Origin of the sequence: Pseudomonas sp. 50_B (assembly GCF_017491625.1) — a bacterium.
GTDB lineage: Bacteria > Pseudomonadota > Gammaproteobacteria > Pseudomonadales > Pseudomonadaceae > Aquipseudomonas > Aquipseudomonas danubii.
In genome coordinates this window covers 232,675-252,681 of the sequence record NZ_JAFGYX010000010.1, presented here as the reverse complement: position 1 = coordinate 252,681, position 20,007 = coordinate 232,675, and the positions used below count along the sequence as shown (strand labels likewise).

The window sequence follows — 20,007 nt, the reverse complement described above, 5'->3', positions numbered from 1 at the left end:
CCTTTATTGTGGGGGCGGGGGCCAAGGTTGGTTCCAATGCGGTGGTGACCAAGGCGGTGCCGGCCGGAGCGACGGTGGTGGGCATTCCTGGGCGGATCATCATGAAGTCCAGCGACGAGCAGACGGCCAAGCGCAAGGCCATGGCGGAAAAACTCGGTTTCGATGCCTACGGTGTCGGCGAGGACATGCCGGATCCGGTGGCTCGGGCTATCGGGCAGTTGCTGGATCACCTGCAGGCAGTCGACGGTCGTCTGGAGGATATGTGTGGCGCTCTGAAGGATCTGGGCAGTGATTACTGTGCCAAGGATCTGCCTCAATTGCGTGAAGAAGACTTCGCTGAAGTCAAAGGCAAGGACGGCAGTCAGGTCGGCTGATGGCGCAAAACCGGCCCCCTCTGTGGGCCGGCTTGCTAGCGAAAGGACCTAATACCCTTTGAGTGACCCGCAGGTCAGGTGTTGCCATCCTGCTGTGCCATTACGTCGCAGACTTTGCTATGATTTGCGCGCTCTTTTGCGGGTAAACCCGACTAAAGTAGTTGGTCTTATAGTTGACTCGATTACTCGGGTATTGCATACTCGCGTCCATCCCGAAACTCCGTGGTACTTGTCCATGCGACTGACTACTAAAGGCCGATACGCCGTGACCGCCATGCTTGATCTGGCGTTGCACGCGCAACATGGCCCGGTCTCCCTGGCCGATATCTCTGAGCGCCAAGGCATCTCCCTGTCCTACCTCGAACAGCTTTTCGCCAAACTGCGCCGCAGTAACCTGGTGTCCAGCGTCCGGGGGCCTGGTGGCGGCTACCAGCTGTCCCGTGACATGCAGGGGATTCAGGTGGCTCAGGTGATCGATGCGGTGAATGAATCGGTCGATGCAACCAAATGCCAGGGGCTGGGTGATTGCCATGCCGGCGACACCTGCCTGACCCATCACCTGTGGTGCGACTTGAGCCTGCAGATTCACGAATTTCTGAGCGGTATCAGCTTGGCTGATCTTGTTACTCGCCGTGAGGTACAAGAAGTAGCCCAGCGTCAGGACCAGCGCCGTTGTAATGGCAAGGCGCCGCGCCTGGACAAGATTGAAGCGTCCGCCGTCGAATGACAGCCAAAGAGCTAGCGGCACGCCAGCCAGCCTGATTTAGGAGAGAGTCCATGAAATTGCCGATTTACCTTGATTACTCAGCGACCACGCCGGTCGATCCGCGTGTTGCGCAAAAAATGAGTGAATGCCTGCTGGTCGACGGAAACTTCGGTAACCCGGCGTCCCGCTCTCACGTGTTCGGCTGGAAGGCCGAAGAGTCGGTGGAGAATGCCCGTCGCCAAGTGGCCGACCTGGTTAACGCTGATCCGCGTGAAATCGTCTGGACCTCCGGTGCAACCGAGTCCGACAACTTGGCCATCAAGGGGGTCGCGCATTTCTATCACACCAAGGGCAAGCACCTGATTACCTCGAAAATCGAGCACAAGGCTGTCCTGGACACCATGCGCCAACTCGAGCGTGAAGGCTTTGAAGTGACTTACATCGAGCCAGGCGAAGATGGCTTGATCACTCCGGCCATGGTTGAAGCGGCCCTGCGTGACGACACCATCCTGGTTTCGATCATGCATGTGAACAACGAAATCGGCACCATCAACGACATTGCCGCCATCGGCGAGTTGACCCGCTCCAAAGGTATTCTGTTCCACGTCGACGGCGCTCAGTCCACCGGCAAGGTCGAAATCGACCTGCAGGCCCTGAAAGTCGACCTGATGTCCTTCTCTGCCCACAAGACCTACGGCCCTAAAGGCATTGGCGCGCTGTACGTCAGCCGCAAGCCTCGCGTGCGCCTGGAGGCCACCATGCACGGCGGCGGTCACGAACGCGGCATGCGTTCCGGCACCCTGGCCACTCACCAGATCGTCGGCATGGGCGAAGCCTTCCGCGTCGCCAAGGAAGACATGGTCGCCGAAAATGCGCGCATCAAGGCCCTGAGCGATCGCTTCTACAAGCAGGTTGAACACCTGGAAGAGCTGTATATCAATGGCAGCATGACGGCTCGTGTACCGCACAACCTGAACCTGAGCTTCAACTACGTTGAAGGCGAGTCGCTGATCATGGCCCTCAAGGATCTGGCAGTGTCTTCCGGTTCGGCCTGTACTTCGGCTTCGCTCGAGCCTTCGTACGTGCTGCGTGCCCTGGGCCGTAACGACGAGTTGGCTCACAGCTCGATCCGCTTCACCTTCGGCCGCTTCACCACCGAGGAAGAAATCGATTACGCGGCGCAGAAAGTCTGCGAAGCCGTTACCAAGCTGCGCGCTCTGTCGCCGCTGTGGGACATGTACAAAGATGGCGTCGATATCTCGAAGATCGAGTGGGCGGCGCACTGAATATAAGTCGCCGCACAGGGTTCTGTAGAGCGTCCCGATAACGGCGATTTGCAGAACCCAAGAGCGACTCTCTGATGAGTGAGGATTAAGAATCATGGCTTACAGCGAAAAGGTCATCGACCACTACGAGAACCCGCGCAACGTCGGCAAGATGAACGCGGAAGATCCGGATGTCGGCACCGGCATGGTCGGCGCTCCAGCCTGCGGCGACGTGATGCGCCTGCAGATCAAGGTCAACGAGCAGGGCATCATTGAAGACGCCAAGTTCAAGACTTATGGCTGCGGTTCCGCCATTGCTTCCAGCTCCCTGGCCACTGAGTGGATGAAGGGCAAGACGCTGGATGAAGCCGAAACCATCAAGAACACTCAGCTGGCTGAAGAGCTGGCCCTGCCTCCAGTGAAGATCCACTGCTCGGTTCTCGCCGAAGACGCCATCAAGGCCGCCGTTCGCGACTACAAGCAGAAGAAAGGCCTGATCTGATCGATCGGCTTTCACAGATTTGGCGACAAGTAAGGAGTCACGATGGCTATCAGCATGACAGAAGCGGCTGCTCAACACGTGCGACGCTCCCTCAATGGGCGCGGCAAGGGTGATGGGATTCGTCTGGGTGTTCGCACCACAGGCTGTTCCGGCCTTGCCTATGTGCTGGAGTTCGTCGACGAGATCGGCGAGGACGATCAGGTGTTCGAAAGTCACGGCGAGAAAGTGATCATCGACCCAAAGAGCCTGACCTATCTGGACGGCACCGAGCTTGATTTCGTCAAGGAAGGGTTGAACGAAGGCTTCAAGTTCAACAACCCCAACGTGCGCGGTGAATGTGGCTGCGGCGAAAGCTTCAACATCTGAGGCTTCTTGTGGGTACTCCTTGTCATTTCGCTTTATTTGAACTGCAACCGAGCTTCCGTCTGGATCTCGAGCAGTTGGCTGCGCGCTACCGTGAGTTGGCGCGTGGGGTTCATCCAGACCGTTTTGCCGATGCTTCCGAGCGCGAGCAACGTCTGGCCCTGGAGCAGTCGGCAAGCCTCAACGAGGCTTACCAGACCCTCAAGAGTCCGCCAAAGCGTGCTCGTTATCTTCTGGCCTTGAATGGCGGTGAGTTGCCGCTGGAAGTCACGGTGCATGATCCGGAGTTTCTTCTGCAGCAGATGCAATGGCGCGAAGAACTCGAAGACTTGCAGGACAGCGCCGACCTGGTTGGAGTGGCAGCATTCAAGCGTCGACTCAAGACTGCACAGGATGAACTGAACGAAAGCTTCGCAGCCTGTTGGGATGATGCAGCGCAACGCGAGCAGGCCGAACGCCTGATGCGGCGCATGCAGTTCCTCGACAAGCTCACCTACGAAGTGCGCCAGTTAGAAGAGCGCCTCGACGATTAACCCAGTGCCGCTCCGGTCGCACGCCTGATATACAGATAAGTCCAGATAAGCATGGCCCTACTGCAGATCGCCGAACCCGGCCAAAGTCCTCAACCGCACCAGCGTCGCCTGGCTGTGGGGATCGACTTGGGCACTACCAATTCGCTGGTCGCTGCCTTGCGCAGTGGTCTTTCCGAGCCTCTGGCTGACGCGCAGGGTCAGGTGATTCTGCCGTCGGCCGTGCGTTATCACGCCGACCGCGTCGAAGTGGGTGAATCCGCCCGCCTGGCTGCGTCCAGCGATCCCCTGAACACCGTGCTCTCGGTCAAGCGCCTGATGGGGCGCGGCCTGTCCGACGTCAAGCAATTGGGTGAGCAACTGCCTTATCGCTTCGTTGATGGTGAGTCGCATATGCCGTTCATCGAGACCATCCAGGGGCCGAAAAGCCCGGTGGAGGTATCGGCTGAAGTGCTCAAGGTCTTGCGTCAGCGTGCTGAGGCGGCCCTGGGGGGCGAGCTGGTAGGTGCGGTGATTACCGTTCCGGCCTATTTCGATGATGCCCAGCGTCAAGCCACCAAGGATGCGGCCAAACTGGCTGGCCTGAATGTGCTGCGCCTGCTCAACGAGCCGACCGCAGCTGCCGTGGCTTACGGTCTGGATCAGCACGCCGAGGGTGTGGTGGCGATCTATGACCTGGGCGGCGGTACCTTCGATATTTCCATCCTGCGCCTGACCGGCGGTGTCTTCGAGGTGCTGGCTACTGGTGGCGATACGGCCCTGGGTGGCGACGACTTCGATCACGCCATTGCCGGCTGGATCATCGAGGGCGCGGGCCTGTCCGCCGACCTGGACCCAGGCACCCAGCGCAATCTGTTGCAAACCGCCTGTGCGGCCAAGGAAGCCCTGACCAGTGCTGCATCCGTGGAAGTGGTGCATGGCGATTGGCGCGCCGCCCTGACTCGCGAGGCCTTCGACGCCCTGATCGAGCCTATGGTTGCCCGCAGCCTCAAGGCCTGCCGTCGTGCCGTTCGCGACTCCAATGTCGAGCTGGACGAAGTGCAGGCAGTGGTCATGGTGGGCGGTTCGACCCGCGTGCCGCGTGTGCGTGAAGCGGTGGCTGAAATGTTTGGTCGCCAGCCGTTGACCGAGATCGATCCGGATCAAGTGGTGGCCATTGGTGCCGCGATCCAGGCCGATACCCTCGCGGGCAACAAGCGCGAAGGGGGTGAATTGCTGCTGCTGGACGTGATTCCGCTGTCGTTGGGGTTGGAAACCATGGGCGGGCTGATGGAGAAGGTGATTCCGCGTAACACCACCATCCCGGTTGCCCGTGCCCAGGACTTCACCACCTACAAGGATGGCCAGACGGCCATGATGATTCATGTGCTGCAGGGCGAGCGCGAGCTGATCAGTGACTGCCGCTCCCTGGCGCGCTTCGAGCTGCGTGGCATCCCGCCGATGGTGGCCGGTGCCGCGAAGATTCGCGTGACCTTCCAGGTCGACGCCGATGGCCTGCTCAGTGTCTCTGCCCGAGAGCTGGGTTCGGGTGTTGAAGCCAGCATTCAGGTCAAGCCGTCCTACGGCCTGACCGACGGCGAAATCGCCAAGATGCTCAAGGACTCCTTCCAGTACGCCGGTGACGACAAGGTGGCCCGCGTGCTGCGTGAGCAGCAGGTTGATGCCCAGCGCCTGATCGAGGCTGTGCAGGGCGCCCTGGATGCTGACGGTGACCGCCTGCTGGACGCTGAAGAGCGCATGGTCATCGAACTGCAGATGCAGGAGCTGAGTGAATTGATGCGTGGTACCGATGGTTACGCCATCGAGCAGCAGACCAAGCGTCTGTCGCAAGTGACCGATGCCTTTGCTGCCCGCCGCCTGGATTCGACGGTGAAAGCCGCGTTGGCGGGGCGCAACCTGAATGAAATCGAGGAATAACTGATGCCGCAGATCATTTTTCTGCCACACGCCGTGTTCTGCCCGGACGGTCTGGTTGTCGAGGTCGAGCCTGGTGTTTCGGTACTCGACGTGGCCCACGACAACCACATCGAGATCGAGAGCGCCTGCGGCGGCGTCTGCGCCTGCACTACCTGCCACTGCATCATTCGTGAAGGGTTTGACTCGCTGAACGAAGCCGACGAGCTGGAAGAAGACTTGCTGGACAAGGCCTGGGGCCTGGAAGCACAGTCGCGCCTGTCGTGCCAGGCCATCGTTGGCGATGAAGACCTGACCGTTGAAATTCCCAAGTACTCACTCAACCATGCCGCCGAAGCGCCGCACTGATTCAAGGAGGCGTCATGAGTCTGAAGTGGGTTGATGTACTGGAAATCGCGATCCAGCTGGCTGATTCCAAGCCGGATGTGGATCCGCGTTATGTGAACTTTGTCGACTTGCACCAATGGGTTCTGGCACTGCCAGAGTTCAGCGACGATCCGGCTCGCGGAGGCGAGAAGGTTCTTGAAGCAATTCAGGCCGCCTGGATCGACGAAGCGGACTGAATCCGCGGGCTACGCAGTTAGGCAATCCCTATAAACCCGCGTATAATTCGCGGGTTTAATTTTTCGCTTTAATCACCGTTTCTGGAGTTACACCATGGCTGTTCAACGTACTTTCTCCATCATCAAGCCTGACGCTGTTGCAAAAAACGTTATCGGCAAGATCGTTTCCCGTTTTGAAGAAGCCGGCCTGCGCGTTGTAGCTTCGAAAATGAAGCAACTGTCCAAGGCTGAAGCTGAAGGCTTCTACGCTGAGCACAGCGAGCGTGGCTTCTTCGGCGAACTGGTTGCCTTCATGACTTCCGGCCCAGTTGTTGTTCAGGTTCTGGAAGGCGAAAACGCCATTGCTCGCAACCGTGAGCTGATGGGCGCTACCAACCCTAAAGAAGCTGCTGCCGGCACCATCCGTGCTGACTTCGCCGAGTCCATCGACGCCAACGCCGTTCACGGTTCGGACTCCGAAGCTGCCGCTGCTCGCGAAATCGCTTACTTCTTCGCAGCTACTGAAGTAACCGCTCGCTGAGTAAGGCTGGCGAGTGAGGGGTGAGACCATGACTACATCGATCGGCAAAACTAACCTGTTGGGGTTGACTCAACCGGAAATGGAGAAATTCTTCGACTCAATCGGGGAGAAGCGTTTCCGTGCCGGTCAGGTAATGAAATGGATTCACCACTTTGGCGTCGATGATTTCGACGCCATGACGAATGTCGGCAAGGCTTTGCGCGAGAAGCTCAAGGCCGTTGCCGAGATTCGCGGTCCGGAAGTGGTCAGCGAGGACATCTCCAGCGACGGCACCCGCAAATGGGTGGTGCGCGTGGCGTCCGGCAGCTGCGTCGAGACCGTGTACATTCCCCAGGGCAAGCGCGGCACTCTGTGCGTTTCGTCCCAGGCAGGCTGTGCCCTGGATTGCAGTTTCTGCTCCACCGGCAAGCAAGGCTTCAATAGCAACCTCACCGCCGCCGAAGTCATCGGCCAGGTGTGGATTGCCAACAAATCCTTTGGCAGCGTCCCGGCAACCGTCGACCGTGCCATCACCAACGTGGTGATGATGGGCATGGGTGAGCCGCTGCTGAACTTCGACAACGTCATCGCCGCCATGCACCTGATGATGGACGACCTGGGCTACGGCATTTCCAAGCGCCGTGTGACCCTGTCCACCTCCGGCGTGGTGCCGATGATCGATGAGCTGGCCAAGCACATCGACGTGTCCCTGGCGTTGTCCCTGCACGCACCCAACGATGCGCTGCGCAACCAGTTGGTGCCGATCAACAAGAAGTACCCGCTGAAGATGCTCCTGGAGTCCTGCCAGCGCTACATGTCCTCCCTGGGCGAGAAGCGCGTGCTGACCATCGAGTACACCCTGCTCAAGGACGTCAACGACAAGCTGGAACACGCGGTTGAGATGATCGAGTTGCTCAAGGACATTCCTTGCAAGATCAACCTGATCCCGTTCAACCCGTTCCCTCATTCCGGTTACGAGCGTCCGAGCAACAACGCCATTCGTCGTTTCCAGGACCAACTGCATCATGCCGGTTTCAATGTCACCGTGCGTACGACTCGCGGTGAAGACATCGATGCCGCCTGCGGTCAGTTGGTCGGGCAGGTGCTGGACCGCACCCGCCGTAGCGAACGCTATATCGCCGTGCGTGAGCTGAGCGCCGACGCCGATATGCCGCAAAGCGCCGCGACCCGTACCTGAGAGAGGATCTCCATGACCCTGCGCTTCGCGCTGCTCCTGCTTGTTGCCAGTCTCTGTGCTGGCTGTGTTCTGTCGGGTGATTCCAGTCCGATGAACACCAGCAAGGGCCGTGATGAGGCGCGCGAGGCCTACGTACAGCTGGGCCTGGGGTATCTGCAGCAGGGGATGAGCGAAAGGGCCAAGGTGCCGTTGAAAAAGGCCCTGGAGCTGGCGCCTGCCGATGCTGATGCCAACGCCGCCCTGGCGCTGGTGTTCCAGGCCGAGATGGAGCCTGCGCTGGCCGATGAGCACTTTCGCCAAGCCCTGGCGGCCCGTCCGGACAGTGCGCGTATCCTCAACAACTACGGCAGCTTCCTGTTCGAAGAAAAACGTTACAAAGAGGCTTATCAGCGCTTCGAGCAGGCCGCTGCTGATACTCTGTACCCCGAGCGTTCCCGGGTGTTCGAAAACCTCGGTATGACCGCTTCCAAGCTGGGCCAGCGTGAGCTGGCCCAACTGCAACTGGAAAAAGCCCTGCGCCTGAATCACCAACAGCCCCGCGCATTGCTGGAAATGGCTGAGTTGTCTTACGAAGACAGGCATTATGTGCCCGCGCGCGACTATTACGATCGTTTTAGCCTGCTCGGCGAGCAAAATGCACGTAGTCTATTGCTCGGCGTTCGGCTGGCAACGGTGTTCGAAGATCGCGACAAGGCCGCCAGTTACGGCCTGCAACTAAAACGACTTTATCCCGGTACGCCGGAATATCAGCAATACCTGTCGGAGCAATGATGAAAGCGGCGCATCCCGAAGTTCAAGCAGTGACTCGCGTAAACCCCGGTGAGACCCTGCGTCAGGCCCGCGAAAGCAATGGTTGGTCGCTGGCTGAAGTGGCCCACAAGCTCAACCTCACCGTGAGCTCCCTGAGCAATCTAGAAGCCGGCGCGTTCGACAAACTGCCAGGGCATACCTTTGCTCGGGGCTATATCCGTGCCTACGCCAAATTGCTGGGCATGGACCAGGCCATCCTGGTACAGGAATTCGATCAATACACCGGTACCGACTCCCAAGGCAGCAGCGTTCATGCCCTGGGTCGTATCGAAGAGCCGGTACGGGTTTCCCACACCATCCTGCGCATCGTCAGCTTGCTGCTGTTGGTGGCCGTGGTGGGTGGCGGTTTCATCTGGTGGCAGGATCAGTCCTCCTTGCGCGGCAAGGAGCCGATCTCCTTGAGTCCCGAGCACGTTGAGGTTGAGGGTGCCGACGGCACCACGCAGATCCATCCAATCGACGAACCGGAAGACCAGGCCGTCGCCGAAGGTCAGAGCGAAGCCCAGGACAACGCCGCGCAAACTCAGAGCCTGGCTGCCGCTGAGGCGCCTGCCAATCCAGTGGCGCCTGCAACGTCGGCTCCGATTGCGACCCCTGCGACTCCGACCGCTCCTGCGCATGCTGCCCCGGCTGTTGCGCCGGTTGTCAGCGCACCTGCAGTTCAGGCGCCGGTTCCGGCTGTCGTACCCGCTACGCCAGCGAATCCTGCCACTGCAGCGGCGCCTACCTCTCCGGTTGCCGGGGCGGGCCAGGTGCAGATCCAGTTCAGTGCCGATTGCTGGGCCCAGGTCATCGATGGCAATGGCAAGATTCTGCTCAGTGCCCTGAAGCGCAAGGGTGAAACGGTCGATGTTAGCGGCAAGCCGCCATTTGCCGTACGTCTGGGGTATGCCCGTGGCGCACAAATTTCTTACAACGGTCAGGCGGTGGATATCGCCCCGTTCACCAGTGGCGAGACCGCTCGCCTGAAGTTAGGTCAATAAGTCATGCACGGCGAATCTCCAATCAAACGTCGCGAGTCCCGCAAGATCTGGGTCGGCTCGGTACCGGTCGGTGGCGATGCCCCGATTGCGGTGCAGAGCATGACCAACAGCGACACCAACGACGTGGCTGCAACCGTCGCCCAGATCAACCGCCTTGAAGCTGCCGGTGTCGACATCGTGCGGGTCTCGGTACCGGACATGGACGCCGCCGAAGCGTTCGGCCGCATCAAGCAGCAGGTCAAGGTGCCGCTGGTGGCCGACATTCACTTCGACTACAAGATCGCCCTGCGCGTAGCCGAGCTGGGTGTGGATTGCCTGCGGATCAACCCCGGCAACATCGGTCGCGAAGACCGGGTGCGTGCGGTGGTGGATGCCGCCCGTGACCGCGGAATTCCGATCCGTATCGGGGTCAACGCCGGCTCCCTGGAAAAAGATCTGCAGAAAAAGTACGGCGAACCGACTCCAGCAGCGCTGGTTGAGTCGGCACTGCGCCACGTCGAGCACCTTGAACGCCTGAATTTCCAGGACTTTAAGGTCAGCGTGAAGGCGTCCGACGTGTTTATGGCCGTCGAAGCCTATCGCTTGCTGGCCAAGGAAATCATCCAGCCTCTGCACCTGGGGATCACCGAAGCCGGCGGATTGCGTTCAGGCACGGTGAAATCCGCCGTCGGCCTCGGTATGCTGCTGGCCGAAGGCATTGGCGATACCATTCGCATCTCGTTGGCGGCCGACCCGGTCGAGGAAGTGAAGGTCGGCTACGACATTCTCAAGTCCCTGCACCTGCGTTCCCGTGGCATCAACTTCATCGCTTGCCCGAGCTGCTCGCGGCAGAATTTCGATGTGGTGAAAACCATGAACGAACTGGAAGGGCGCCTGGAAGACTTGCTGGTGCCGTTGGATGTCGCGGTGATCGGTTGTGTGGTCAACGGCCCGGGTGAAGCCAAAGAGGCGCATATCGGCCTGACCGGTGGTACGCCGAATCTGATCTACATCGACGGCAAGCCTGCGCAGAAACTGACCAATGACAATCTGGTGGACGAGCTTGAAAAGCTGATCCGGCAGAAGGCGGCCGAAAAGGTCGAAGCCGACGCAGCGCTTATCGCTCGCGGCTAACCGAACGTATTTAAGGATTTTTTGTGAGCAAGTCTCTGCAAGCCATTCGTGGCATGAATGACATCCTGCCCGAGCAGACCCCCCTGTGGCGTTATTTCGAGGGCACTGTGGCGCGTCTGCTGGATAACTACGGTTACAAGCAGATCCGCATGCCGATCGTCGAGTTCACCGAGCTGTTCAAGCGCTCCATTGGCGAAGTGACCGACATCGTCGAAAAAGAGATGTACACCTTCGAAGACCGCAACGGTGATTCCCTGACCCTGCGTCCGGAAGGCACTGCGGCGTGCGTCCGCGCTGTACTCGAGCACGGCATCACTGGCGGTGGCCAGGTGCAGAAGCTCTGGTACATCGGCCCGATGTTCCGTCACGAGCGCCCTCAGAAAGGCCGTTATCGCCAGTTCCACCAGATTGGTTGCGAGGTTTTCAACCTCGACGGTCCGGACATTGATGCTGAACTGATCGTGCTGACCTGGCGCCTGTGGGGCGAGCTGGGCATCCGTGATGCGGTCAAGCTCGAACTCAACAGCCTGGGCACTGCTGAGGCCCGCGCACGTTATCGCGACGCGCTGGTGGCGTTCCTGTCGGCGCGCATGGACAAGCTGGACGAAGACAGCCAGCGTCGCCTGAAGACCAACCCTCTGCGCGTGCTCGATACCAAGAATCCGGACACTCAAGCCGTACTGGTGGACGCGCCCAAGCTGGCCGACTACCTGGATGAAGAGTCCCGTGTGCACTTCGAGGGGCTCAAGGCCCGTCTGGACGCCGCGGGTATCCCTTATGTGATCAACCCGAAGCTGGTGCGCGGGCTGGATTACTACAGCAAGACCGTTTTCGAATGGGTCACCGACAAACTCGGCGCCCAGGGTACTGTGTGTGCCGGCGGCCGTTACGACGGTCTGGTCGAGCAAATGGGTGGCAAACCTACACCGGGTGTTGGCTTCGCCATGGGGATCGAACGCCTGGTGCTGCTGCTGGAAACCCTGGAGCAGATCCCGCAAGAAATCTCGCGCCAGGTCGACGTTTACCTCTGCGCCTTCGGGGAGGCTGCCGAACTGGCCGCACTGGCGCTGAGTGAGCGCGTTCGAGACCAATTGCCGAACCTGCGTCTGCAGATCAATGCCGGTGCCGGCAGCTTCAAGAGCCAATTTAAGAAGGCCGACAAGAGCGGTGCGCTGTACGCGCTGATCCTTGGTGACGACGAACTGGCCCAGCAAGTGGTAGGTTTCAAACCCCTGCGTGGCCAGGGTGAACAACAAAGCATTGCCTGGGATGCGCTCGCCGCGCACCTGGCCACCTGCATCGTGCAGGGTTGAAGCTGTCAAACAGCCGATTTAGCGAATAAGGAGTATTGGGGTGTCGAGTACCGAAGATGAACAGCTGGCGGAATTGAAAGACTGGTGGCAGCGCAACGGCAAACCCCTGGTGACTGGCGGCCTGCTGGCCTTGGTTATCGTGTTCGGCTGGCAGGCCTGGCACAAGTATCAGAACAATCAGTCGCAAGGTGCTTCGGTGCTCTATCAGCAACTGCTGGAAACCACCCTGACGCCAGATGGCAAGCCTGACGCCGCCCGGGTTGCAGACCTGGCCGGCAAGCTCAACAGCGAGTTCGGCGGTACTGCCTACGCGCAATACGGCAACCTGTTCGTGGCCAAGGTAGCCGTGGACACCGGCAAGCTGGACGACGCAGCGGCGCAGCTCAAAGCAGTGCTCGACAAGCCGGCGAGCCCGGCTCTGGGTGAAGTGGCGCGCCAGCGTCTGGCCCAGGTGCTGGCGGCGCAGAACAAGGCTGACGAGGCCTTGAAGCTGCTCGAGGGTGATGCCGACAAGGCGTTCCTGGCGACCCGCGAAGAACTCAAGGGTGATCTGCTGGTCCAGTTGGGCCGTGTGGATGAGGCCCATGCGGCATACCAAAAAGCCAAGGCGGCGCTCTCGGATGAGGCGGCGGTCGGTGGCTTACAAATCAAGCTGGACGACCTGGCCAAAGGGGATGCATGACGTGATCCGTTGGAAACATGCAGCATTGCTGGCTCTGGCCTTGTTGGCCGCGGGTTGCAGCAGCAACAGCAAGAAAGAACTGCCGCCGGCTGAACTGGTCGACTTCAAAGAAGAAGTGGTCCTGCAGAAGCAGTGGAGCCGTTCGATCGGTGACGGTCAGGGCGAAACCTACAACATGCTGGTGCCGGCGATCGATGGTGACACCATCTATGCCGCCGACGTCACTGGCGTTGTGGTTTCCATGGATCGCATGAATGGCGACGTCAAATGGAAGAAAGATCTCGAACTGCCTGTTTCCGGCGCCGTCGGCGTGGGTTACGGCCTGGTCATGATCGGCACTCTGAAAGGCGAAGTGGTTGCCCTGGATGCTTCCAGCGGTGAAGAGAAGTGGCGCTCCCGGGTCACCAGTGAAGTGCTGGCTCCGCCGGCGACCAACGGTGACGTGGTCGTGGTCCAGACTCAGGATGACCGGGTGATTGGCCTCGATGCCAGCACCGGCAACCAGCTCTGGCTCTACGACAGCACTCCAGCGGTACTGACCCTGCGGGGCACCAGTGCGCCGTTGGCCACCAACCGTCTGGCCCTGGCCGGTCTCTCCACTGGCAAGGTGGTGGCGCTGGATATCCGCAACGGCGTGCCGGTGTGGGAGCAGCGTGTCGCTATTCCACAAGGCCGTTCCGAGCTGGATCGGGTAGTGGACATCGACGGCGGCTTGCTGCTGTCCGGCGGTACCCTGTACGTCGCCAGCTATCAGGGACGTGTGGTTGCCCTGGACCTGGAGAGCGGTCGTCCGCTGTGGCAGCGTGACGCTTCCAGCTATGCCGGTGTGGCGCAAGGTTTTGGCAGCGTCTATGTCAGCCTGTCGTCGGGCACCGTGGAAGGCGTGGACGAGCGTTCGACTACGGCCCTGTGGAGCAACGACTCCCTGGCCCGTCGTCAACTGTCGGCCCCGGAAGTCTTCTCCAGCTACGTAGCGGTGGGCGACCTGGAAGGTTACCTGCACCTGCTGAGTCAGGTGGACGGTCGTTTCGTCGGCCGTACCCGCATCGATAGCGACGGCCTGCGCGCTCGTCCGCTGGTGGTGGGCGACATGATTTATGTGTATGGCAACAGCGGCAAACTGGAAGCCCTGACCATCAAGTAATGGTTTGACTATGCTTGGGGTTGATTCCCCAAGCGGCCTTGTCTCGACAAGGTTCGCAGCACTTCAAGGTGCTGCCCCGAGCACCAGCCGCTGCCTCGCAGCGGCTTTTGTATTTTCGCAATTAACGCAGTGGAGAGCCGCATGGTTCCCGTAATCGCCCTGGTGGGCCGACCTAACGTCGGCAAGTCCACCTTGTTCAACCGCCTGACTCGGACTCGCGACGCCATTGTTGGCGACCTGTCCGGTCTGACCCGTGATCGCCAATACGGTGAGGCCAAGTGGCAAGGGCGTACCTATATTCTGATCGACACCGGTGGTATTTCCGGTGACGAACATGGCATGGATGAAAAGATGGCCGAGCAGTCGCTGCTGGCCATCGAAGAAGCTGATGTGGTGTTGTTCCTGGTGGACGCCAAGGCCGGGTTTACCGCGGCCGACCAGATGATTGGCGAACACCTGCGCAAACGTAACAAGACCTCCTATGTGATCGCCAACAAGGTCGATAACATCGACCCGGACATGGCCCGCGCCGAGTTCGCGCCACTGGGTATGGGCGACGCGATTCCAATCGCTGGTGCTCATGGCCGCGGCATCACCCAGATGCTGGAAATCGCCCTGAGCGAGTTCCCCAAGGATGACGCCGACGAGCCGGAAGAAGGCGAGGAAGAGATCGTCGCCGAAGGCGAGGAAGCCAAGCGCATTCCTGGTCCGAGCGAGAAAGACGGGATCAAGATCGCCATCATCGGCCGCCCCAACGTGGGTAAATCCACGCTGGTCAACCGCATGCTCGGTGAAGACCGGGTCATCGTCTACGACCAGCCCGGCACCACCCGCGACAGTATCTACATCCCGTTCGAGCGTAACGACGAGAAGTACACGCTGATCGACACCGCCGGTGTGCGCAAGCGCGGCAAGATCCACGAGGAAGTTGAAAAGTTCTCGGTGGTCAAAACCCTGCAAGCGATCAAAGACGCCAACGTGGTGATCTTTGTCATGGACGCCCGAGAAGGGGTGGTGGACCACGACTTGAACCTGCTGGGCTTCGCCCTGGAAGCCGGTCGGGCCTTGGTGATCGCCCTGAACAAGTGGGACGGCATGCAGCCAAGCGAGCGCGACTATGTGAAGACCGAGCTGCAGCGCCGGTTGTTCTTCGTCGACTTCGCCGATATCCACTTCATCTCGGCCTTGCACGGAACCGGCGTGGGCAACCTCTACCATTCGGTGCAGAACTCCTTCAAGTCGGCGGTGACCCGCTGGCCGACCAGCCGCCTGACGCAGATTCTCGAAGACGCCGTTGGCGAGCACGCGCCGCCCATGGTCAACAACCGTCGGATCAAGCTGCGCTACGCCCACTTGGGTGGTGCCAACCCGCCGCTGATCGTGATCCACGGCAACCAGGTGGAGAAGGTGCCCAAGTCCTACGTGCGTTATCTGGAAAACACCTACCGTCGTGTACTGAAGTTGGTGGGCACGCCAATTCGCATCGAGTTCAAGGGTGGCGAGAACCCGTACGAGGGCAACAAGAACACGCTGACCGACCGCCAGGTCAACAAGAAGCGTCGCTTGATGTCGCACCACAAGAAGGCCGACAAGAAGCGCCGCGACAAGCGCTGAGCGACCGGGATTTGTGTGGGTAAGAGGGCGCTTTATGCGCCCTTTTTCATGCCCGGTGTTTGGGCTATTCTCGGGACCTCCCGCGCCGTCGTAGAGCCGGGTGTTCAGCAGGGAATCCTCATGATCACCAGTAAGCTGCCGAATGTCGGCACCACCATCTTCACGCAGATGTCCCAGCTCGCGGTTGAAACCGGAGCGCTCAATCTGTCCCAGGGCTTCCCTGATTTCGAGGGTCCCCAAGCCTTGCGTGACGCTGTTGGACGGCATATCGCCAATGGCCACAACCAATACGCCCCCATGACCGGATTGCCGGCCTTGCGCCAACAGGTGGCGGCGAAAATCGCTCGCAGCTATGGCGTCGAGGTCAATGCCGACAGCGAAGTGACCATCACCCCGGGCGCCACCCAGGCCATTTTCTGTGCCATCCAGGCGGTGATTCAGCGCGGTGACGAGGTCATCGTTTTCGATCCCTGTTACGACAGTTATGAGCCGGCAGTGGAACTGGCCGGCGGCCGTTGTGTGCATGTGCAACTGGGCCTTGATGACTTTGCCATCGACTGGCAGAAACTTGGCGAAGCCCTGAGTCCGCGTACACGGATGATCATTCTCAACACGCCGCACAACCCCAGTGGAGCCTTGATCAGCCGTGCCGAACTGGATCAACTGGCAGCGCTGATCCGTGATCGCGACATCTACCTGGTCAGCGATGAGGTTTATGAGCATCTGGTGTTTGACGGTGTCCCCCATGTCAGCGTTTTGGCCCACGAGGAGCTGTATCCGCGGGCTTTCGTCGTCAGCTCCTTCGGCAAGACCTATCACGTGACCGGCTGGAAGACCGGTTATGTCGTAGCGCCACCGGCCTTGAGTGCCGAGCTGCGCAAGGTGCATCAATATGTCAGCTTCTGCGGCGTGACCCCTTTGCAGTACGCTCTGGCGGACTTCATGGCCGAATGCCCGGAACATGTCGAGCAGCTACCGGCCTTCTACCAGGCCAAGCGTGATCTGTTCTGCGACTTGCTGAGCCCTTCGCGCTTCAGCTTTACCCGGGTGGCCGGCACCTACTTTCAACTGGTGGACTATTCGCAGATTCGTCCAGACTTGAATGACGTCGACATGGCAACCTGGATGACCCGCGAACACGGCGTGGCAGCCATTCCGGTGTCGGTGTTCTATCAGCAGCCGCCCCAGGGGCAGCGTCTGGTACGTCTGTGTTTTGCCAAGCGCGAGGAGACGCTGCGTCAGGCAGCGGAGAAACTATGCGTGATCTGAGTGCGTTACCCGATCTGAATCTGGCATTGATCCAGACCACCCTGGCCTGGCATGACCGCCAGGCCAATTTCGAGCATTTCGAGCAGTTGCTGGAGCAGGCCCGCGGTGCGGATCTGATCATCCTCCCGGAAATGTTCACCACCGGTTTCTCCATGGAGTCCAGCACCCTGGCTGAGGCGGAGAACGGCCCCACCAGCAAATGGCTGCGCTGCCAGGCGAAGAAGCTCGATGCGGTGATCACTGGCAGTGTGATCATCCAGGCGGCGGACGGCAGCCATCGCAACCGCCTGTTGTGGGCGCGTCCCGACGGTGAAGTCTGGCATTACGACAAGCGCCACCTGTTCCGCATGGCCGGCGAGCACAATCACTTCACCCCAGGTGAGCGCCAGGTACAGTTCGAACTCAAGGGGTGGCGGATTCGTCCGCTGATCTGCTACGACCTGCGTTTTCCGGTGTGGAGCCGCGATGCCCAGGACACTGATCTGCTGCTGTACACCGCCAACTGGCCCGGGGCTCGGCGGCTGCACTGGAACCGCTTGTTGCCGGCCCGAGCCATTGAAAACCTGTGTTATGTCGCTGCGGTGAACCGGGTAGGTACCGACGGCAAGGGCTTTGCGTATACCGGTGACAGCCAGGTGTTGGACTACCAGGGCGAGACCCTGCTCAGTGCCGGTGAGGCGGATGGGGTGTTCCAGGTACGTTTGAGCGCCGGCGAGTTGGCGGCCTATCGAGCACGCTTTCCCGCGAATCTCGACGCCGATACCTTCATGTTCACCTAGAAGGATTGGGCGCGGCAGCACACTTTTTTACAGGTTGCCGATATCAAGCTTCAGGGATGAAAGCCGATAGGACGGACATTCAGGAGGAATCACTCATGACTACCATCAATGCCAATGTCGTCAATCCTTACCCGCTGTCCGCGCCGAAAGCCAAGACGGGGGAAGCCGAAGACACCAGCACCAGCCCGCTGGCGCCGGTGGCTGAAAACAAGGACGCCGAAGACCAGGAGCTGCGAGTCAACTCTGCGGATGCCAGTATCGATGCGGTGAAAGGCGGAGGCGATCCGGTCAAGCAGTTGCAGAAGCAGATCGAACAGACCCAGAAGATCCTGGCACAGCAACAGGCGCAATTGGCCGGTGTCGAGAAGGGGCAGGCCAGCGATGAGCAGAAAGTCCAGCAAGTGATGGAGATCCAGACCCAGATCGCCGTAACCAACAGCACCTTGCAAGTGTTGCAGGCAGCCTTGTTGCAGGCCATGTTCAGCGTCGATGTGCATGCCTGAGTTAGCTCAAGGCCAGATACAAAAAGGCCCCGAGGAGCAGAACTCCCCGGGGCCTTTTTTATCAGGGCTGCTTAAGCGGCCTTGGCTTCCTGCTCGCTCAGGGAGCGGTTCAGGGCACTGAACAGCGCCTTGAAGCTGGCAGTGGTGATGTTTTCGTCGATACCAACACCGTGGACCGCACGTTCACCGTTGACCCGCAGTTCGATGTAGGCCGCCGCCTTGGCGTTGGTGCCCGCACCAATGGCGTGTTCGTTGTAGTCCATGATCTCTACAGGAATCGGCAGACCGGCCACCAGGGCTTCCAGGGCGCCATTGCCCTTGCCGCGCCAGCTCAGGTTGGTTTCGCCCTGGCCCTTGCTCGACACTTCCACTTCCACGGCGCTGTGGCCGTTTTCTTCCTGCAGGCGATGGCTGACCAGCGCGTACGGAGTGTTGGCCTGCAAGTATTCGCTGTGCAAAAGCGCGTGGATTTGCTGGGCGGTCATCTCCAGACCCAGGCGGTCGGTTTCACGTTGCACCACCTGGCTGAACTCGATCTGCATGCGGCGCGGCAAGCTGATGCCGTATTCCTGTTCCAGCAGGTAGGCGATACCGCCTTTGCCCGACTGACTGTTGACGCGGATGACCGCCTCGTAGCTGCGACCGATGTCGGCCGGGTCGATCGGCAAGTACGGCACTTCCCACAAGCCGTCGGCTTTCTGCTGGGCGAAGCCCTTGCGGATCGCGTCCTGGTGGGAGCCGGAGAAGGCGGTGTGGACCAGGTCACCGACATATGGGTGACGTGGGTGCACGGCAATCTGGTTGCACTCTTCCACCACTTTGCGCACGCCGTCGATATCGGAAAAGTCCAGCTCCGGATCGACGCCCTGGGTATAGAGGTTCAAGGCCACGGTGACCAGGTCGACGTTGCCGGTACGTTCGCCGTTGCCGAACAGGCAGCCTTCGACACGGTCGGCGCCCGCCATCAGGCCCAACTCGGTGGCGGCTACGCCAGTGCCACGGTCGTTGTGGGTGTGCAGGCTGATGAGCACGCTGTCACGACGGTTGATGTGGCGGCAGAACCACTCGATCTGGTCGGCATAGATATTGGGTGTCGCCACTTCAACGGTGGCCGGCAGGTTGAGGATCACCTTGTTGGTCGGCGTCGCGTTCCAGACTTCCACCACGGCGTCGCAGACTTCCTTGGCGAACTCCAGTTCGGTGGCGCTGAAGGTTTCTGGGGAGTATTCGAACTGCCATTGGGTTTCCGGCTGCTGGGCGGCGTATTTGACGAACAGCTTGGCCGCGTTCACCGCGATTTCTTTCACGCCGGCCTTGTCCTGGTTGAAGACAATGCGGCGGAACGAAGGGCTGGTGGCGTTGTACAGGTGGACGATGGCTTTCTTGGCGCCACGCAAGGATTCGAAGGTGCGGGCGATCAGGTCTTCACGGGCCTGGGTCAGCACCTGGATGGTGGTGTCGTCCGGGATGTGGCCGCCTTCGATCAGGGTGCGCACGAAGTCGAAGTCGGTTTGCGAGGCGGCAGGGAACGAAGCCTCGATCTCTTTTACGCCAACGGCCACCAGGGTCTTCCAGAAACGCAGCTTCTTGACCGCATCCATCGGCTCGATCAGCGACTGGTTGCCATCACGCAAGTCCGAGCTGCACCAGATCGGCGCGCGGGTGATGGTTTTCGACGGCCAGGTGCGGTCCGGCAAGTTGATGGTCGGGAACGCGCGGTACTTGGAGGAGGGGTCTTTGAGCATGGTCATGGAGAAATCCTTATGGTCCGGGCCGAAAAGAGGCGGCCTACCGGTGAGTCAAGAGTGCAGTGTTGACGCAGGGGGATGAGGCACCGCGATTCAGCCTGGCAGTCGTGCGCTGACGAGGCAGAGGCTCCGGTG

Annotated in this window: 21 protein-coding genes and 1 pseudogene; 21 read left to right on the top strand and 1 reads right to left on the bottom strand. The window is 60.1% G+C overall.

Annotation, left to right across the window (positions count from 1 at the left end):
- The 21 genes and pseudogenes from J5M73_RS16700 to J5M73_RS16600 form a co-directional block, all read left to right on the top strand.
- Positions 1-374 (top strand): annotated as a pseudogene (locus J5M73_RS16700) (serine O-acetyltransferase); the annotation flags it as partial.
- A 235-nt stretch (positions 375-609) separates the two neighbouring features.
- A complete protein-coding gene (iscR, locus tag J5M73_RS16695) occupies positions 610-1,101 on the top strand; it encodes a Fe-S cluster assembly transcriptional regulator IscR (RefSeq protein WP_011063217.1) in 492 nt (163 codons plus the stop codon).
- Positions 1,102-1,151: 50 nt separating this feature from the next.
- Complete coding sequence (locus J5M73_RS16690; RefSeq protein WP_102860394.1) at positions 1,152-2,366, top strand: IscS subfamily cysteine desulfurase; 1,215 nt, start codon at positions 1,152-1,154, stop codon at positions 2,364-2,366.
- A 94-nt stretch (positions 2,367-2,460) separates the two neighbouring features.
- Complete coding sequence (iscU, locus tag J5M73_RS16685) at positions 2,461-2,847, top strand: Fe-S cluster assembly scaffold IscU (RefSeq protein WP_007929523.1); 387 nt, start codon at positions 2,461-2,463, stop codon at positions 2,845-2,847.
- A 42-nt stretch (positions 2,848-2,889) separates the two neighbouring features.
- On the top strand, positions 2,890-3,213 hold the full coding sequence (gene iscA / locus J5M73_RS16680) for an iron-sulfur cluster assembly protein IscA (RefSeq protein ID WP_007929524.1): 324 nt from the start codon (positions 2,890-2,892) through the stop codon (positions 3,211-3,213).
- Positions 3,214-3,221: 8 nt separating this feature from the next.
- Positions 3,222-3,743, top strand: coding sequence for a co-chaperone HscB (gene hscB / locus J5M73_RS16675; RefSeq protein WP_102860395.1), 522 nt, complete (start codon positions 3,222-3,224; stop codon positions 3,741-3,743).
- A 51-nt stretch (positions 3,744-3,794) separates the two neighbouring features.
- Positions 3,795-5,657 (top strand): Fe-S protein assembly chaperone HscA, encoded by a 1,863-nt coding sequence (gene hscA, locus J5M73_RS16670; RefSeq protein WP_102860396.1) that lies wholly within the window; start codon positions 3,795-3,797, stop codon positions 5,655-5,657.
- A gap of 3 nt (positions 5,658-5,660) precedes the next feature.
- Positions 5,661-6,002, top strand: coding sequence for an ISC system 2Fe-2S type ferredoxin (gene fdx / locus J5M73_RS16665; RefSeq protein ID WP_025129554.1), 342 nt, complete (start codon positions 5,661-5,663; stop codon positions 6,000-6,002).
- A gap of 14 nt (positions 6,003-6,016) precedes the next feature.
- Positions 6,017-6,217, top strand: coding sequence for a Fe-S cluster assembly protein IscX (gene iscX, locus J5M73_RS16660; protein ID WP_102860397.1), 201 nt, complete (start codon positions 6,017-6,019; stop codon positions 6,215-6,217).
- Positions 6,218-6,311: 94 nt separating this feature from the next.
- Entirely contained in the window at positions 6,312-6,737 is a 426-nt protein-coding gene (gene ndk / locus J5M73_RS16655) for a nucleoside-diphosphate kinase (protein WP_025129556.1), read from the top strand.
- Positions 6,738-6,765: 28 nt separating this feature from the next.
- Complete coding sequence (gene rlmN / locus J5M73_RS16650; protein WP_102860398.1) at positions 6,766-7,914, top strand: 23S rRNA (adenine(2503)-C(2))-methyltransferase RlmN; 1,149 nt, start codon at positions 6,766-6,768, stop codon at positions 7,912-7,914.
- Between the two features lie 12 nt (positions 7,915-7,926).
- The gene (gene pilW / locus J5M73_RS16645; protein WP_102860399.1) at positions 7,927-8,685 is read left to right on the top strand and encodes a type IV pilus biogenesis/stability protein PilW; all 759 of its coding nucleotides are present in this window, start codon (positions 7,927-7,929) and stop codon (positions 8,683-8,685) included.
- A complete protein-coding gene (locus J5M73_RS16640; protein ID WP_102860400.1) occupies positions 8,685-9,707 on the top strand; it encodes a RodZ family helix-turn-helix domain-containing protein in 1,023 nt (340 codons plus the stop codon). The genes pilW and J5M73_RS16640 overlap by 1 nt, the downstream gene beginning before the upstream one ends.
- Positions 9,708-9,710: 3 nt before the next feature.
- Positions 9,711-10,820 (top strand): flavodoxin-dependent (E)-4-hydroxy-3-methylbut-2-enyl-diphosphate synthase, encoded by a 1,110-nt coding sequence (ispG, locus tag J5M73_RS16635; protein ID WP_016968333.1) that lies wholly within the window; start codon positions 9,711-9,713, stop codon positions 10,818-10,820.
- Between the two features lie 23 nt (positions 10,821-10,843).
- Positions 10,844-12,133, top strand: coding sequence for a histidine--tRNA ligase (gene hisS / locus J5M73_RS16630; RefSeq protein WP_102860401.1), 1,290 nt, complete (start codon positions 10,844-10,846; stop codon positions 12,131-12,133).
- Positions 12,134-12,173: 40 nt separating this feature from the next.
- Entirely contained in the window at positions 12,174-12,815 is a 642-nt protein-coding gene (locus tag J5M73_RS16625) for a tetratricopeptide repeat protein (protein WP_102860402.1), read from the top strand.
- A complete protein-coding gene (gene bamB / locus J5M73_RS16620; RefSeq protein ID WP_102860403.1) occupies positions 12,808-13,959 on the top strand; it encodes an outer membrane protein assembly factor BamB in 1,152 nt (383 codons plus the stop codon). Before J5M73_RS16625 ends, bamB begins: the two co-directional genes overlap by 8 nt.
- A 141-nt stretch (positions 13,960-14,100) precedes the next feature.
- The gene (gene der / locus J5M73_RS16615) at positions 14,101-15,573 is read left to right on the top strand and encodes a ribosome biogenesis GTPase Der (protein ID WP_207815887.1); all 1,473 of its coding nucleotides are present in this window, start codon (positions 14,101-14,103) and stop codon (positions 15,571-15,573) included.
- Positions 15,574-15,693: 120 nt separating this feature from the next.
- On the top strand, positions 15,694-16,842 hold the full coding sequence (locus J5M73_RS16610) for a pyridoxal phosphate-dependent aminotransferase (protein ID WP_102860404.1): 1,149 nt from the start codon (positions 15,694-15,696) through the stop codon (positions 16,840-16,842).
- Positions 16,830-17,621 (top strand): amidohydrolase, encoded by a 792-nt coding sequence (locus J5M73_RS16605; RefSeq protein ID WP_115580826.1) that lies wholly within the window; start codon positions 16,830-16,832, stop codon positions 17,619-17,621. Before J5M73_RS16610 ends, J5M73_RS16605 begins: the two co-directional genes overlap by 13 nt.
- Before the next feature lie 95 nt (positions 17,622-17,716).
- Positions 17,717-18,124 (top strand): hypothetical protein, encoded by a 408-nt coding sequence (locus J5M73_RS16600; RefSeq protein WP_207815880.1) that lies wholly within the window; start codon positions 17,717-17,719, stop codon positions 18,122-18,124.
- Positions 18,125-18,195: 71 nt separating this feature from the next.
- On the opposite strand, the gene leuA is transcribed toward J5M73_RS16600, so the two are convergent.
- Positions 18,196-19,875, bottom strand: a complete 1,680-nt coding sequence (gene leuA / locus J5M73_RS16595; protein WP_102860407.1) for a 2-isopropylmalate synthase — start codon at positions 19,873-19,875, stop codon at positions 18,196-18,198.
- Between the last annotated feature and the right edge of the window lie 132 nt (positions 19,876-20,007).

What these genes read in the sequence shown, in the direction of transcription:
- iscR (WP_011063217.1), top strand. Translation starts at nt 610, where the DNA reads ATGCGACTGACTACTAAAGGCCGATACGCCGTGACCGCCATGCTTGAT.
- J5M73_RS16690 (WP_102860394.1), top strand. Translation starts at nt 1,152, where the DNA reads ATGAAATTGCCGATTTACCTTGATTACTCAGCGACCACGCCGGTCGAT.
- iscU (WP_007929523.1), top strand. Translation starts at nt 2,461, where the DNA reads ATGGCTTACAGCGAAAAGGTCATCGACCACTACGAGAACCCGCGCAAC.
- iscA (WP_007929524.1), top strand. Translation starts at nt 2,890, where the DNA reads ATGGCTATCAGCATGACAGAAGCGGCTGCTCAACACGTGCGACGCTCC.
- hscA (WP_102860396.1), top strand. Translation starts at nt 3,795, where the DNA reads ATGGCCCTACTGCAGATCGCCGAACCCGGCCAAAGTCCTCAACCGCAC.
- fdx (WP_025129554.1), top strand. Translation starts at nt 5,661, where the DNA reads ATGCCGCAGATCATTTTTCTGCCACACGCCGTGTTCTGCCCGGACGGT.
- iscX (WP_102860397.1), top strand. Translation starts at nt 6,017, where the DNA reads ATGAGTCTGAAGTGGGTTGATGTACTGGAAATCGCGATCCAGCTGGCT.
- ndk (WP_025129556.1), top strand. Translation starts at nt 6,312, where the DNA reads ATGGCTGTTCAACGTACTTTCTCCATCATCAAGCCTGACGCTGTTGCA.
- rlmN (WP_102860398.1), top strand. Translation starts at nt 6,766, where the DNA reads ATGACTACATCGATCGGCAAAACTAACCTGTTGGGGTTGACTCAACCG.
- pilW (WP_102860399.1), top strand. Translation starts at nt 7,927, where the DNA reads ATGACCCTGCGCTTCGCGCTGCTCCTGCTTGTTGCCAGTCTCTGTGCT.
- J5M73_RS16640 (WP_102860400.1), top strand. Translation starts at nt 8,685, where the DNA reads ATGAAAGCGGCGCATCCCGAAGTTCAAGCAGTGACTCGCGTAAACCCC.
- ispG (WP_016968333.1), top strand. Translation starts at nt 9,711, where the DNA reads ATGCACGGCGAATCTCCAATCAAACGTCGCGAGTCCCGCAAGATCTGG.
- bamB (WP_102860403.1), top strand. Translation starts at nt 12,808, where the DNA reads ATGCATGACGTGATCCGTTGGAAACATGCAGCATTGCTGGCTCTGGCC.
- der (WP_207815887.1), top strand. Translation starts at nt 14,101, where the DNA reads ATGGTTCCCGTAATCGCCCTGGTGGGCCGACCTAACGTCGGCAAGTCC.
- J5M73_RS16610 (WP_102860404.1), top strand. Translation starts at nt 15,694, where the DNA reads ATGATCACCAGTAAGCTGCCGAATGTCGGCACCACCATCTTCACGCAG.
- J5M73_RS16605 (WP_115580826.1), top strand. Translation starts at nt 16,830, where the DNA reads ATGCGTGATCTGAGTGCGTTACCCGATCTGAATCTGGCATTGATCCAG.
- J5M73_RS16600 (WP_207815880.1), top strand. Translation starts at nt 17,717, where the DNA reads ATGACTACCATCAATGCCAATGTCGTCAATCCTTACCCGCTGTCCGCG.
- leuA (WP_102860407.1), bottom strand. Translation starts at nt 19,875, where the DNA reads ATGACCATGCTCAAAGACCCCTCCTCCAAGTACCGCGCGTTCCCGACC.